Genomic DNA, 13,421 nt, shown 5'->3' with positions numbered 1-13,421 from the left:
AACAAGAGCACTGACCGCCCGCGATCATCCGGTCGCAACGGGCTACGACCTGCGGGAACTCCCGATGAGCCGGCCTACCAGCCACGCGAACATCCGCATGGCGGCATACCGCCGGGCGAGTGGTTCGCAGTGGACGTCCGCCCCGTCGACCGCGCTGAAGGCCGCGACCTCGTGCGGGGCGGTGAGCAGAGCGGCGAGCTGCTCGGACTGCCCCGGCCAGAACTGCTCGCGGTCCGGGGAGGTGATCAGCAGCGGGGTCCGGATCCGGTCCGCGACGTCGCGCAGGTGGTAGCCGCGCACCGCGGTGAACAGGTCGTACGGGTCGGTGATGCCGTAGGGACGGGCCCGGAAGGCGAACTCGCGGGCGGTCGCCGGATCCCCGCCGGCCTGCGCCATGTACCCGTCGAACTCCGCGCGCCGGCCGGCGTCGAGCAGCGCGGTCATCTCCGGCGGCAGGAACGCCGTCCACGAGGTCGACACGTCCACCACCCCGGGATCGGCGACGGCCGCGACGAACCGGTGCTCGAACGCCAGCGCCCGCGGGAGCCAGTACCCGGCCTGGCTGACGCCGTACGCGGTGAGCGCGCGGGCGTCGACGTCCCGCCGGGCGACCAGCGCGTCGACCACCGGGGTCAGCACGGTCTCCCAGTCCGGGCGGAACGGCACCCCGCGCTCGAACAGCATCGACTGCTGGCCGGGGCCGTCGTAGACGAAGGCGTTCCAGTCGCGGGCCACCGCCTCGCCCGCGCCGGAGCCCCACAGGTCGGCCAGTGAGCCGTCGCTGCCGTTGGTCAGGACCAGCGTGGGACGCACCGCTCCGGTGGCGTCCGGGCGCAGCAGCCAGCCGGGCATCGGGCCGTCCGGGCCGTCCACGTCCATCCGCACGAACCGGCCCTGCGAGGCGTCGACCATCGCCTCCCAGCACTCCCGGGACCGGCGGAACGTCGGCAGCAGGACGGCGTCCGGCCCGCCGGGCAGCCCGTCGGCGGCCTCGAGCGCGCGGGAGTACGCCGCCGAGGCGGAGCGCTGCGCCCAGACCGCGCCGTGCGGGTCGGCCTCCCCGGCGAGCGCGGCGAACCGGTCGCCGCGGGCGGTCCAGGCGTCGAACCAGCTCTGCCGGTCCCCGTCGGTGATCGCGGCCGCGGTGGCCAGGACCGAACCGGGGTCGCCGACGCCGTAGCCGGTGGCACCCAGCGCGCAGCGCATCCCGAAGTCGAAACCGGGGTCGGTGAAGAACGCGGCGACCGGCGCGCCGGCCCGGGTGCCGGAAGTGGCGGTCACCGGGCCTCCTCGTGGTGGCCGGCCGTGGGTGTCCGCCCGGTGACCCGGTCGGGATAGGTGAAGGTGAGGTGGATCGTCAGCCAGAGCACCGCGATCGGCAGCACCCAGCGCAGCAGCAGCTCGTCCAGGTGCGGCGAGCCGGCGTCGATCGCGAACGCGCCGAGCGCCGTGGCCAGCAGCGACAGCAGCCCGATGATCACGATCGCGAGGCCCCACGCCCCGCTGAGCACCCGGTTGATGTGCAGGAACGTCGGCGAGTGCCAGTACTCGCGGGGCACGTCGCGCCGGGCGTACTCGGCGGTGAAGGGGAACACCGGCGCGGTGGCGAGCACGAACAGCCCGAGCACCACCCCGACCAGCGGCCGGCCCCACTCGTAGAGCCAGCGATCGACCCCGGGCCCCCCGGCGAACCCGGCGACCATGACGGCGGCGAAGAGGATCAGCGAGGCCAGGTTCAGCATCCGCGGGGCGTGCCGGCGGTACCCCTCGGCCAGCGCCAGGACCGTGATCACGAACGCGATCAGGGCGCTCCAGGCGACCCCGTTCGCCGCCAGCCGGTCGGCGATGATGCTGAACGCGAACAGGGGCACGAAGCCCAGGACGAGCCCGAGGGCAGTCGTGCCGTGGCCGAGCCGTGCCGGAGCCGGGTGCGCCATCGCGGTGACCTCCGCAGGTCAGGTCGCCCGGGCCCGCCCCGGACGCGAGACGAGCGACGGTGCCCCCCGGACGTGGCCGGAACATCCGCCATCCGACGGGAACCGGACACGGCACCACCCGTGCGTGTCAGCCGCGCTTCTCACCCCGGGTCATCGCCAGCACGTCGAGCGCGCGGTCGAGCCGGTCCTCGGTCAGCGCCCCGGACGCCAGGTGGCCACGCTCGATCACGACCTCGCGGATGGTCTTCCGCTCGGCCAGCGCCTGCTTGGCGACGGCCGCCGCCTCCTCGTAGCCGATCGCGGAGTTCAGCGGCGTGACGATCGACGGCGACGACTCGGCGTACTCCCGGGTGCGCTCGACGTCGGCCTCCATACCGTCGACGACCTTGTCGGCGAGCAGCCGGGAGGTGTTCGCGAGCAGCCGGGCGGACTCCAGCACGTTGCGCGCCATCACCGGCATCATCACGTTCAGCTCGAGGTTGCCCTGCGAGCCGGAGAACCCGACCACCGCGTCGTTGCCCATGACCTGGGCGCAGACCATCATCGTGGCCTCGCAGATCACCGGGTTCACCTTGCCCGGCATGATCGAGGAACCGGGCTGCAGGTCCGGCAGGTGGATCTCGGCCAGCCCGGTGCGCGGGCCCGAGGACAGCCAGCGCAGATCGTTGGCGATCTTGTACAGGCTCACCGCGACGGTGCGCAGCGCGCCGGAGGCCTCGACCAGCCCGTCCCGCGAGCCCTGCGCCTCGATGTGGTCGGGCGCCTCGGTGAGCACCTCGAGCCCGGTGGCCTCGCGCAGGGCCGCGACGACGGCTGCGCCGAACCCGTCGGGCGCGTTCAGCCCGGTCCCGACGGCCGTCCCGCCGATCGCGAGCATGCCCAGCCGGGGCAGGACGTCGCGGACCCGGTCGGCGCCGTAGCCGGCCTGGCTCGCCCAGCCGCCGGCCTCCTGGCCCAGCGTGATCGGCACGGCGTCCATCAGGTGCGTCCGGCCGGCCTTGACGACCTCGGCCCAGTCCGCCGCGCGGCGGCGCAGCGCCGCCTCCAGGTACTCCAGCGCCGGGACGACGTCGGTCGCCAGCGCCTCGACCGCGGCCAGGTGGATCGTCGTCGGGAACACGTCGTTCGACGACTGCGAGGCGTTCACGTGGTCGTTGGGGTGGGTGTCCACACCGGCCCGCGACGCCAGGGTCGCGATCACCTCGTTGGCGTTCATGTTCGACGACGTGCCGGAGCCGGTCTGGAACACGTCCACCGGGAAGTGCTCGTCGTAGCGGCCCTGCGCCACCTCGTCGGCGGCGGCCGCGATGGCGGCGGCGCGGTCGTCGTCGAGCACGCCCAGCTCGCCGTTCACCCGGGCCGCGGCCGCCTTGACCAGACCGAGCGCGCGGATCTGGGCGCGCTCCAGGCCACGTCCGGAGATCGGGAAGTTCTCCACCGCCCGCTGGGTCTGGGCCCGCCACAGCGCATCGGCCGGGACCCGGACCTCGCCCATCGTGTCGTGCTCGATGCGGTAGTCCTGCTCGTCGCTCATACCCGGAGATCCTGCTCCCTCCGCGGGGCTCACGGCAGGGGAGGAGCCTCACCCTCGACGCCGTCGAAGTCCACCGAGGAGAACTCGCGCAGCTTGGTGAGCCGGTGGTAGCCGTCGATCAGCCGGACGGTGCCCGACTTGGACCGCATCACGATCGACTGGGTGGTGGCCCCGCCGCCGCGGTAGTGCACGCCGCGCAGCAGCGGGCCGTCGGTGATCCCGGTGGCGCAGAAGAACACGTTGTCCCCGCGGACCAGCTCGGTGGTGGTGAGGACCTTGTCCAGGTCGTGCCCGGCAGCGACCGCCTTCTCGCGCTCCGCGTCGTCGGTCGGCCACAGCCGGCCCTGGATCTCGCCGCCCATGCACTTCAGCGCGGCCGCGGTGATGATCCCCTCCGGGGTGCCACCGACGCCGTAGAGCATGTCCACGCCCGAGGTGGGCCGGGCCGCGGCGATGGCACCGGCGACGTCGCCGTCGGAGATGAAGGAGATCCGGGCGCCGGCCTCGCGGATCTCGTGCACGATCTGCTCGTGCCGGGGCCGGTCGAGCACGCAGACGGTGATGTCGGCGACGTCGACCTCCTTGGCGCGGGCGACCCGGCGGATGTTCTCGGCGACCGGGGCCGTGATGTCGATGGAGTCGGCGGCCTCCGGGCCGACGGCGATCTTCTCCATGTAGAACACCGCGGACGGGTCGAACATGGCGTCGCGCTCGGCGACGGCCAGCACCGCCAGTGCGTTCGGCATGCCCTTGCTCATCAGGGTGGTGCCGTCGATGGGGTCCACGGCGACGTCGCAGAACGGGCCCTCGCCGTTCCCGACCTCCTCGCCGTTGAAGAGCATCGGCGCCTCGTCCTTCTCACCCTCGCCGATGACGACGATCCCGCGCATCGACACCGACGAGATGAGCTGGCGCATGGCGTCGACGGCGGCGCCGTCCCCACCGTTCTTGTCGCCGCGCCCGACCCAGCGGCCGGCCGCCATCGCCGCGGCCTCGGTGACCCGGACCAGCTCCATCGCCAGGTTGCGGTCGGGCGCCTCGCGGCGGCGGGACGCGGACGGGGTGGCGGGCTGGCTCACGGACGTCTCCTTCGCGGGCGGCGTAGGTGGTGCGTCGCCTCGGGGTGGGTCTCTCATTCGGTGGACCGATCCTCGCACGTGGCGGGGCCGGGGGAGGAGTGACGAGCGCCGCTGAGGGACCATGGCGGCGTGAGTTCCGGACCGGACCCGAGCAGCACCCCCCGCGAGAGCACCGAGCCCGCCGACCGTTCCGGCGGCTCCCGGCGCCCGGAGATCGGGCCGAGGCCGCTGCGCAAGCCCGGCCGCGGCGAGACCTCGGTGCGGGACATGGTCGGAGCCCTGCTGATCCTGGTCCCGATCGCGTTGCTGCTGTTCAGCGTGGGCAGCTCCTGCTCGTTCGCGCCCGGCGGCCCGGTCGAGGACGCGGAGTCCGGCCCGACGGTGAACGTCGCCGAGCGGCTCGCCGAGTACGACCGCGGCTCGGCGTTCCCGATCCGCGTGCCGGACGTCCCGTTCCGCGCGAACTCCACCGACCGCGGGCCCGTGGAGGGCGGCGGGACCGCGGTGCGGGTCGGCTACATCACCCCGGACGCCGACTACCTGAGCCTGGTCCAGACCGACGGGAGCACCGAGGGGGTCCTGGCGACCGAGTCCGGCGCGGCCGGGCGCGGCGAGGGCCCGCCACTGAACCGCGGGACGACGACGGCGGCCGGGCTGACCTGGGAGGTCTACCAGGCCGAGGGCGGCGAGCCGTACCGGATCGCGACGCTGCCGGGTGATCCCGAGGTCCGGGTGCTGATCACCGGTTCGGCGTCGGAGGAGCAGTTCGGGACGCTGGCCCGCGCGGTCGTGGACGCGCCGCCGGTGGCCGCCGGCAGCTGAGCCGCTCAGGCGCGGGCGTCGGCGGTGGCGGTCCCGTCCGCGACCGGGTCCCGGACCTCCTCGGGTGCCCGTATGACGGTGACCGGCGCGATCCCGGACGGGCCGTCGTCGACGGCGTCCAGGCAACGCCGCAGGTGCAGCACGATGCCGCTCGCCGCGAGGGTGTCCTCCCAGGCCGCGCTGCGGTCGCCGTCGAGCCGGTCGGTGACCCGCCGCAACGCGGCGCGGGCCGCCGAGACCTGGTCGGTGCACCCGGCGTCGCAGGCCGGTGCGCGCTCCCGCAGGTCGCTCGTCCGCAACGCCGACGCCAGCGCGGTCATCGCGTCGGCGATCGGGCGGCGCAGCTCCGGGTCCAGCACCAGGACGGTCCGCTCGGCCCAGGCGGTGTGCGCGAGCACCGTGCTGATGTCGCGCACGAGCACCGCGATCTGTTCCAGGGTCCGCGCCGAGGCGAACTGCTCCTGACCGCGCCGGCGGTAGCGGCGCGCGCGCAGGTTGGCCCGGCGGCTCGCGTCGGCCGACGTGACGGCGGCCCGGGTGGCCGCGATCAGCGGCTCGAAGTCGTGCCGGCGCTTCGTCCACTCGTCGCGCTCCGGGGGCCACTGCTCGGCCAGCACCCCGGCCATCTCCTCGAGGTGCTCGCACACGCCGTCGCGCAGGCGGTCCAGCTCGTCCGAGGCGTGCCGGATCCGGGTCGGCGGCGGCAGGGCGAGGTGCACCGCGAGCCCGACGGCGACGCCGAGCACCGTCTGTCCGATGTAGCCGGCGACGTAGCCGGACGGGTCGGTGCTGCCGATCAGCACGGTGAACAGCGCCGCCATCGGGACCGTGTCCCGCTGCGCCGCCAGGTGGGGCAGGCCGCCGAGAGCGATGGCGATCAGGACGACGAGGGCGACCGCCCACCAGTCCGGGCCGGCGACGGTGAGTGCACCGGCTCCGAGGGCGACGCCGATCAGGGTCGCGGCCAGCGCCCGTACCCCGTTGCTGACGGAGTCGACGACGGTCGGGTAGCTGACCAGCAGCGCCCCCAGCGGGGCGTAGAAGGGGTACTCGCCGGGAGCGCCGGGCAGCAGACTCCCCAGGTACCAGGCGAGGGCGGCGGCGAGGCCGGCCCGCCAGGCGAGACCGACGCGGGCGCGGACGAGTTCGGTGGTGGACGCGCGCCAGGGGGCGCGGGCAGTGGGCACGGTCGTGACACTCTCCGATGACACGTCGGGCTTTCGGGCACCGGCCACTGCTCGACCGCACCGCCCAGATGCCCGCCCACCCGCGCGCCACACGTCGCTCCCGGGGTGTCCCGTCGCACACCTCACACCCCCTCGCCTCGCTGCACACCCGCAGCGACGGGTGTGAAGGACGGCGAACAGGTGTGAAGCGGTCAGTCCTTCTCGTCGTCGGCGTGGGCGAGGCGCTCCTCGACGCGGGTGCGTGCGCCGGCCAGCTGCTCGTCGCAGCGGCGGGCCAGCGCCTCGCCGCGTTCCCAGAGGGCCACCGACTCGTCGAGCCCGAGACCGCCGACCTCCAGGGCGCGGACGACCTCGATCAGCTCGTCGCGGGCCTTCTCGTAGTCGAGCTCGTCGACCGCCGGGCGCTCGGTCATCGGGTCCACTCAGCCATCGGTTCCACTCCTCCGCCTCGACGAACCGGATCGCCCGGCTGCCTTCGTCGCACCGGCCTTCGTCGCACCGGCCCTCGTCGTCCGGCGCGCCCGACCGGTCCCTGCTGATCGAGCCGCATCGTCGGTGTCCGCGGGGCCGACCCCGTCCGCCGGGCCGACCCCGTCCGCCGGGCCGGTCGCGGTCGCGGCGACGGCGCCGTCGGCGACCCGGATCCGCAGCGCGGTCCCGGCGGGCGCGTCGGCGACCGAGCGCAGCAGCGGGGGCACCGGGCCGTCCGCGGTATCGATGCGCGCTCCCGCTCCGCTCCGCGCTGTCCCGCTGAGCTGCACGATCGCGTACCCGCGCGCCAGCGTCGCGGTCGGCCCGAGCGCGGTCAGCCGGGCCGTGAGGTGCTCCAGCTCGGAGGCCGACCGGTCGATCCGCCGCAGCACCGCCCGGTGCGCGGCGGCGCGGGCCTCGGTGATCTCCCGGCTGCGGGAGGAGACCATCCGCAGCGGGTCGGTGAGCACCGGCCGGTGGCGCAGGTCGTCCAGCCGGCGCTGCTCACGGTCCACCCAGCCGTGCAGCGCGCGCCGCGCCCGGTCCCGCAGGCCCGCGATCCGCGCGGTCTCCTCCGCCAGGTCCGGTACCAGGCTGCGGCCGGCCTCGGTGGGCGTGGAGCAGCGGACGTCGGCGACGTGGTCGACCAGCGGGGTGTCCGGCTCGTGCCCGATCGCGGACACCACCGGCGTCCGGCAGGCCGCGACGGCCCGGCACAGCGTCTCGTCGGAGAACGGCAGCAGGTCCTCGACGCTCCCGCCGCCGCGGGCCAGCACGATCACCTGCACGTCGGGGTCCCGGTCCAGGGTGCGCAGCGCGCCGACGATCTGCTCCACCGCCAGCCCGCCCTGCACCGCCACGTTCTCGATCCGGAACCGGACGGCGGGCCAGCGCGCCGTGGCGTTGCGGACGACGTCGTGCTCGGCGGCCGAGTCCCGGCCGGTGACCAGGCCGATGGTGTGCGGCAGCAGCGGGGGACGGCGCTTGAGGACTGCGTCGAACAGCCCCTCGGCGGCCAGCAGCCGGCGCAGCCGCTCGATCCGGGCCAGCAGCTCACCCAGCCCGACCGCCCGGATCCGGTCCACCCGCAGGCTCAGCGTGCCCCGGCCCAGGTAGAACGACGGCTTGCCGTGCACGATCACCCGGCTGCCCTCGGTGACGGCGTCCCCGGACTCGCGCACCAGCGATGACGGTGCGGTGAGCTGCAGCGAGACGTCCGCGGCCGGGTCGCGCAGCGTCAGGAACGCCGTGCCGGTGCGGGCGTTGACCTGGGCGAGCTGGCCCTCCACCCAGACGGCGCCGAGCCGGTCCACCCAGTCGGAGATCTTGCGGGCGACCGTCCGGACCGGCCAGGGGTTCTCCTCGCTGGTCGCGGGCTTGCTGGTCGCGGGGGGAGTGCTCACTTCTCCTGGGAGAGCGTCGCGATGCGGTTGGTCAGCATCGTGACGTAGGCCGGACGGTTCTCGTGCGCGGTCTCCCACGCGAGAAGGTCGGAGAGGTCGTCGACGTCGAGGGCGCGGAGCTTGCCGCGCAGCTGGGGCACGGTCAGCGTCGGGTACTCGGGCACCGCGGCCGGCGCGGCCGCGGTGGCGTCCGGCCGGTTCGACGCCCGCGCGGGCCGCTCGGGACGGTCGATCGGGATGCCGGCCCGGGCCGGTCGCAACGTCGAGACGGTCCCGTTGCGGGGGGTGTCGTCGGGCCGGGGTCGCGCGAGGTCGGCCGGCGCGAGCGGGTCGGGGGCCGGGAGGTCGTCGTCGAAGGTGGCCCAGCTCGGGACGTCGTCGACCGGCCGCAGCGTGCCCAGCGCCCGGTCCCCCTTGATGGCCAGCTCGGTGACCGTCTGCTGCAGGCGCATCGACACCTGCAGCGCCTGGCTGACCGCGGTCACCGGCAGCTCGACGGCGTGCCGGGGCAGCTCGCGGACCTGCTCCACGGCCGTCACGACGAGGCCTGCGGCGATCCGTACGGGGAACGGCAGCGGCGACATGTGGGCCATTGTTCCCCGATGCCGGCCGTCGTGTCGCGCCGGACCCGCCGGTCGGGTCGATCGATCACGGGAGCCGTCCCACATCCCGCTGACCGCTCTCGGGGGTGGTCCGTACGCTGGAGGCATGTCCGGTTCGGTTGCCAAGCAGGTCCTGCTCGCCAAGCCCCGCGGCTACTGCGCGGGCGTCGACCGCGCCGTCGAGGCGGTGGAACAGGCACTCGACCAGTACGGCGCCCCGGTCTACGTCCGCAAGGAGATCGTGCACAACAAGCACGTCGTGGAGACGCTGCGCGACCGCGGCGCGATCTTCGTCGAGGAGGCCTCGGAGGTCCCGGAGGGCGCGCACGTGGTGTTCTCCGCGCACGGCGTCTCGCCGGCGGTCCGCGAGGAGGCCCGCGGTCGCGAGCTCAAGACGATCGACGCGACCTGCCCGCTGGTGACCAAGGTCCACCAGGAGGCGAAGCGGTTCGCCCGCGAGGACTACGACATCCTGCTCGTCGGGCACGCCGGGCACGAGGAGGTCGAGGGGACCGCCGGGGAGGCGCCGGAGCACATCCAGCTCGTCGAGTCCGCCGCCGACGTCGGCAAGGTGACCGTCCGGGACCCCGACAAGGTCGTGTGGCTGTCCCAGACCACGCTGTCGGTCGACGAGACGATGGAGACGGTGCGGGCGCTGCGCGAGCGGTTCCCGAAGCTGCAGAACCCGCCGTCGGACGACATCTGCTACGCCACCCAGAACCGCCAGGTCGCGGTGAAGACGATGGCGCCGCGTTGCGACCTGGTCCTGGTCGTCGGCTCGCGGAACTCGTCGAACTCGGTGCGGCTGGTCGAGGTCGCGCTCGGTGCGGGTGCCGGTGCGTCGTACCTGATCGACTACGCCAAGGAGATCGACGACGCGTGGCTCTCCGGCGCGACGACGATCGGTGTCACCAGCGGTGCCTCGGTGCCCGAGGTGCTGGTGCGCGGGGTCGTCGAGCACCTGGCCGAGCGTGGGTTCGGGTCCGTCGAGGAGGTCGACACCGCGGAGGAGACCCTGGTCTTCTCGCTGCCGCGCGAGCTGCGCCCGGCGCGGGCCGCGGCACGGTAGGCCCGACCCTGACGACGAACGCCCCCGGACCTCTCGGTCCGGGGGCGTTCTCCGTACGTGGCGGCCGGGCTCAGCCGTTGCGGTCGGCGTTCACCGCGGCGGCCGAGACCACCTGGACCTGGTCGCCGATCTGCAGGTGGTGGAACCAGGCCTCGGCGTTCGCGCGGGCCAGCCGGACGCAGCCGGCCGACGGCGTGTCGGTGCGGCCCTCGTGGAAGGCGATGCCGCCGTCCTCGAAGAACGTCGCCCACGGCATCGGGGCGGGCTCACCGTTGGTCGCGGTGTACTCGCCGCTGCGGTGCAGCTCCTCCTTGCGGTACACGCGCAGGGAGTGCCCCACCGGAGTCGCCTTGTCGGGGCTGCCGGTCGCGACCGGCACCGGGCCGCTCACGACCTTGCCGCCGTCGAACAGCCAGGACTGCTGGGAGTCGAGGTCGACGCACGCCCGGGCCGTCACGGTGCACGGGGTCCCCGGCACGAGCGGCTGTTCGCGGAACGCCTGCGCGGCGGGGGAGGCGGCCAGCGCGGTGCCCGCACCGACCAGCGCGGCGACGACCACGCCGAGGGCGACGAGGACCCCCGGCCGGGGGAAGCGGGTGATCCGGGTGGTGGACATCGATCTCCAGGTCGTCCGGCGTGCGCGGGGAGCGTAGCGGGGTGACGGCTACCCCGTGTGTAGGACGCCCGGGCGGGTCCCGGGTTGCCTCGATTCTCCGATGGGTTCACCCGGTCGGGTACACCGGGGTCCGCCGAACCGCCTACCTGCGACGACGCCGGCGGGGTGAACGGAGGCAGCGTCGCGCCCGCCGGTGGGCGGCACGGTCAGCGGGGTCCGCGACGCGGCGGGGTGCCGGAGCCGGGGCCACCGCGCGACCCCGGAACGCCGCCCGGCCCGGCACCGCCCCCGGTGTCCGCCCCGCCGCGCGAGCCGGAAGCACCACGCGAGCCGGAGCCACCGCGCGAGCCGGAACCACCGCGCGAGCCGGCGCCACGCCCCGGCCTGCCTGCCTCCGAGCGGGGCCGGCGCCGGGTGTCGTCGCCCGAGGCGGACCCGCCCGGCCCGCCGCGCCGGCGGCGCCCGTCCGGTGCGCCCGCGCCGGACGGGCGGCCGGTGCCGTCCGGGTCGTGCCCGCCGGGGTCGCGGCCCAGCCGCGCCCGCAGGCGGCCGACGGTGTCGTCCGGCCCCAGCCGCTGGAGCAGCAGCCGGAACGCCGCGACCAGCAGCACGACCAGCGTCGTCAACGCCATCGCCGGGAACGCGTTGATCAGCGGGGCCCCGGCCATCAGGAGGTTCTGTGCCGTGCCGCCGCCGGTCGGGGCGCCGATCAGCACCGCCACCAGCGGCACCACCACGGCGAGCAGCAGCGGCGGCTGCACCGACGGCAGGAAGATCCCGCGCCGCCGGACCCAGCAGACCGCCAGCACGCAGCCGAGGAGGTAACCGACCTCGAAGACCCGGCCCACGGTGCCGATCCGCAGCAGGTCCACGATCACGGCCAGCGCCGTGACACCGACCGCCAGGCCGACCGCGGCCAGCGGCGGGATGCCGAGGACCGGGGGCAGCAGGGACCGCTCGCGGACCGGCCAGCCACCCCGCGCGACGGGCCGCCCGGAGGGGGACCCGCCGTCCCGGCGGGCCGAGCTCGGCTGGGTCGATCTCACCCGGTCAGCCTAACTCCCCGTGTCGCAACGGTGCCGACCCGTCACCTCCGTCCCACTGCTCGGTCCGGTGCTCGCCGTCGTCGCCGCGCCGGGTCAGGTCCTCGAACGACACCAGCGAGTCACCCGCGGACGCGACGAGCTCGGGCGCCGAGACGCCCCGGGCGGTCCGGTCGACGGTGGCGGGGGTGGGCAGCTCTCCGTCGGCGACCTGCAGTTCGGCGAACTTGCGGGCGCTGACCAGTACCCGGGCCTCGAGCGAGGACACCGTGCGGTTGTAGCTCTCGACCACCGAGTCCAGGCTGCGCCCGAGCTTGGCCACGTGCGTTCCCATCGTCGCGAGCCGTCCGTGCAGCTCGCGTCCGAGCCGGTGCACCTGGGCCGCGTTGCGGGCCAGCGCCTCCTGCCGCCAGCCGTAGGCCACCGTGCGCAGCAGCGCGACCAGCGTGGTGGGGGTGGCCAGCACGACGTTGCGGCCGAAGGCGTGTTCCAGCAGCGCCGGGTCGGAGCGCAGCGCGGCCTCCAGGAACGGGTCCCCGGGCACGAACAGCACCACGAACTCCGGCGTCGGCTCGAACGCCGCCCAGTACGCCTTGGCGGCCAGCTGGTCGACGTGTGCGCGCAGCTGCCGGGCGTGCGCGGCGAGCCGGTCGGCGTGCACGTCCGGATCCGAGGCCTCGACCGCCTGCAGGTAGGCCGCGAACGGCACCTTGGCGTCGACGACGATCTGCTTGCCGCCCGCCAGCCGCACGACCATGTCCGGCCGGACGCCGCCGTCCTCACCGTCCGCGCTCACCTGGGTGGAGAAGTCGCAGTGCTCGACCATGCCGGCCATCTCGGCGACCCGTTGCAGCTGCATCTCGCCCCAGCGCCCGCGGACCTGCGGCGCGCGCAGCGCGTTGACCAGAGCCTTCGTCTCGGTACCGAGCTTCTCCGAACTGGCCGCCATCGCCCGGACCTGCTCGCGCAGCCCGGCGTAGGCCGATTCCCGGTCCTTCTCCACCGTGCGCAGCTGCCCCTCGACCCGGCCCAGCGCGGTGGCCAGCGGGTCCAGCAGCTGCTCGACGGCCTTCGCCCGGGCGGTCTCGTCGCCCTCGGCCTTCGCCGACAGCGCCGCCGTCGTCTCCTTCAGCCTGCTCTCGGCCAGCGCCACGAACGCCTCGTTGTTGCGGGCCAGCGCGTCCTGCGACAGGGCGGCGAACGAGTCCTTCAGTCCGGCCTCGGTCTCGACCCGGGCCTGCCGTTCGGCGTGCAGCGCCGCGCTCGCGCCTGCGGCGTCGGACTCGGCGCGACGGGCCCTGGTGCTGGCCTCGTCGAGCGACTCGTGGAGCTCCTCGATGCGTTCGAGCAGGCCGGTGCGCTCGGCACGCAGGCCCGCCGCGTCCGCCCGGGTGGTGGCCGCGGTGTTGGCCGCGACCCGGGCGGCCTCCGCAGCCTCGGCGCGGAACCGGGCCGTGGCGAGGAGCCAGGTGACCACGGCGGCGACCGCGGCCCCGAGGACCGTCCCGGTGAGCAGGCTGATGACATCCACGCCCGGCAGCGTGCACCCCACCCCTGACAGAACCGGACGATTCGCAGGTCATGGGCGTGTCCACGGGCGGACGTTTGGCGATCGGCGCAGCGGGGGACGGCTGGACGGCTCAGGGGGTTGCCTCCCG

Annotated in this window: 13 protein-coding genes; 2 read left to right on the top strand and 11 right to left on the bottom strand. The window is 74.7% G+C overall.

Translation table 11 applies throughout. The features are described from left to right. Nucleotides 1–42: 42 nt before the first annotated feature. The 4 genes from WIS52_RS14165 to glpX all read right to left on the bottom strand — a co-directional run bounded on the left by WIS52_RS14165 (nucleotide 43) and on the right by glpX (nucleotide 4,487). A complete protein-coding gene (locus WIS52_RS14165; protein WP_349298690.1) occupies nucleotides 43–1,281 on the bottom strand; it encodes an alpha/beta hydrolase family protein in 1,239 nt (412 codons plus the stop codon). Further along, complete coding sequence (locus tag WIS52_RS14160) at nucleotides 1,278–1,937, bottom strand: hypothetical protein (RefSeq protein WP_349298689.1); 660 nt, start codon at nucleotides 1,935–1,937, stop codon at nucleotides 1,278–1,280. The genes WIS52_RS14165 and WIS52_RS14160 overlap by 4 nt, the downstream gene beginning before the upstream one ends. A 127-nt stretch (nucleotides 1,938–2,064) precedes the next feature. Then, on the bottom strand, nucleotides 2,065–3,471 hold the full coding sequence (locus WIS52_RS14155) for a class II fumarate hydratase (RefSeq protein ID WP_349298688.1): 1,407 nt from the start codon (nucleotides 3,469–3,471) through the stop codon (nucleotides 2,065–2,067). A gap of 29 nt (nucleotides 3,472–3,500) precedes the next feature. Then, complete coding sequence (gene glpX, locus WIS52_RS14150) at nucleotides 3,501–4,487, bottom strand: class II fructose-bisphosphatase (protein WP_349298908.1); 987 nt, start codon at nucleotides 4,485–4,487, stop codon at nucleotides 3,501–3,503. A gap of 192 nt (nucleotides 4,488–4,679) precedes the next feature. Between glpX and WIS52_RS14145 the strand changes: the two genes are divergently transcribed. Next, nucleotides 4,680–5,372 carry a DUF4245 domain-containing protein gene (locus WIS52_RS14145; protein WP_349298687.1) on the top strand — a complete coding sequence of 231 codons (693 nt, stop codon included), beginning with the start codon at nucleotides 4,680–4,682 and terminating at the stop codon, nucleotides 5,370–5,372. Nucleotides 5,373–5,377: 5 nt separating this feature from the next. Here WIS52_RS14145 and WIS52_RS14140 read toward each other — a convergent pair whose 3' ends face one another. The 4 genes from WIS52_RS14140 to WIS52_RS14125 form a co-directional block, all read right to left on the bottom strand. Beyond that, a complete protein-coding gene (locus WIS52_RS14140; protein ID WP_349298686.1) occupies nucleotides 5,378–6,559 on the bottom strand; it encodes an FUSC family protein in 1,182 nt (393 codons plus the stop codon). 191 nt (nucleotides 6,560–6,750) lie between these two features. After that, on the bottom strand, nucleotides 6,751–6,972 hold the full coding sequence (locus WIS52_RS14135; protein ID WP_349298685.1) for an exodeoxyribonuclease VII small subunit: 222 nt from the start codon (nucleotides 6,970–6,972) through the stop codon (nucleotides 6,751–6,753). Between the two features lie 9 nt (nucleotides 6,973–6,981). Beyond that, entirely contained in the window at nucleotides 6,982–8,433 is a 1,452-nt protein-coding gene (gene xseA, locus WIS52_RS14130) for an exodeoxyribonuclease VII large subunit (protein ID WP_349298684.1), read from the bottom strand. Then, nucleotides 8,430–9,017: a lipid droplet-associated protein gene (locus WIS52_RS14125; protein WP_349298683.1), complete on the bottom strand. Its 588-nt coding sequence runs from the start codon at nucleotides 9,015–9,017 to the stop codon at nucleotides 8,430–8,432. Before WIS52_RS14125 ends, xseA begins: the two co-directional genes overlap by 4 nt. A gap of 124 nt (nucleotides 9,018–9,141) precedes the next feature. Between WIS52_RS14125 and WIS52_RS14120 the strand changes: the two genes are divergently transcribed. Continuing rightward, nucleotides 9,142–10,104: a 4-hydroxy-3-methylbut-2-enyl diphosphate reductase gene (locus tag WIS52_RS14120; protein ID WP_349298682.1), complete on the top strand. Its 963-nt coding sequence runs from the start codon at nucleotides 9,142–9,144 to the stop codon at nucleotides 10,102–10,104. Between the two features lie 70 nt (nucleotides 10,105–10,174). Here WIS52_RS14120 and WIS52_RS14115 read toward each other — a convergent pair whose 3' ends face one another. The 3 genes from WIS52_RS14115 to WIS52_RS14105 all read right to left on the bottom strand — a co-directional run bounded on the left by WIS52_RS14115 (nucleotide 10,175) and on the right by WIS52_RS14105 (nucleotide 13,294). Beyond that, nucleotides 10,175–10,720 carry a L,D-transpeptidase gene (locus WIS52_RS14115; protein ID WP_349298681.1) on the bottom strand — a complete coding sequence of 182 codons (546 nt, stop codon included), beginning with the start codon at nucleotides 10,718–10,720 and terminating at the stop codon, nucleotides 10,175–10,177. 206 nt (nucleotides 10,721–10,926) lie between these two features. Further along, entirely contained in the window at nucleotides 10,927–11,766 is an 840-nt protein-coding gene (locus tag WIS52_RS14110) for a DUF6542 domain-containing protein (protein WP_349298680.1), read from the bottom strand. Between the two features lie 4 nt (nucleotides 11,767–11,770). Beyond that, complete coding sequence (locus WIS52_RS14105) at nucleotides 11,771–13,294, bottom strand: DNA recombination protein RmuC (protein ID WP_349298679.1); 1,524 nt, start codon at nucleotides 13,292–13,294, stop codon at nucleotides 11,771–11,773. Nucleotides 13,295–13,421: the final 127 nt, after the last annotated feature.

It is taken from the genome of Pseudonocardia nematodicida (assembly GCF_040105385.1).
Lineage (GTDB): Bacteria > Actinomycetota > Actinomycetes > Mycobacteriales > Pseudonocardiaceae > Pseudonocardia > Pseudonocardia nematodicida.
This window is presented reverse-complemented; position numbering and strand designations above follow the sequence as displayed.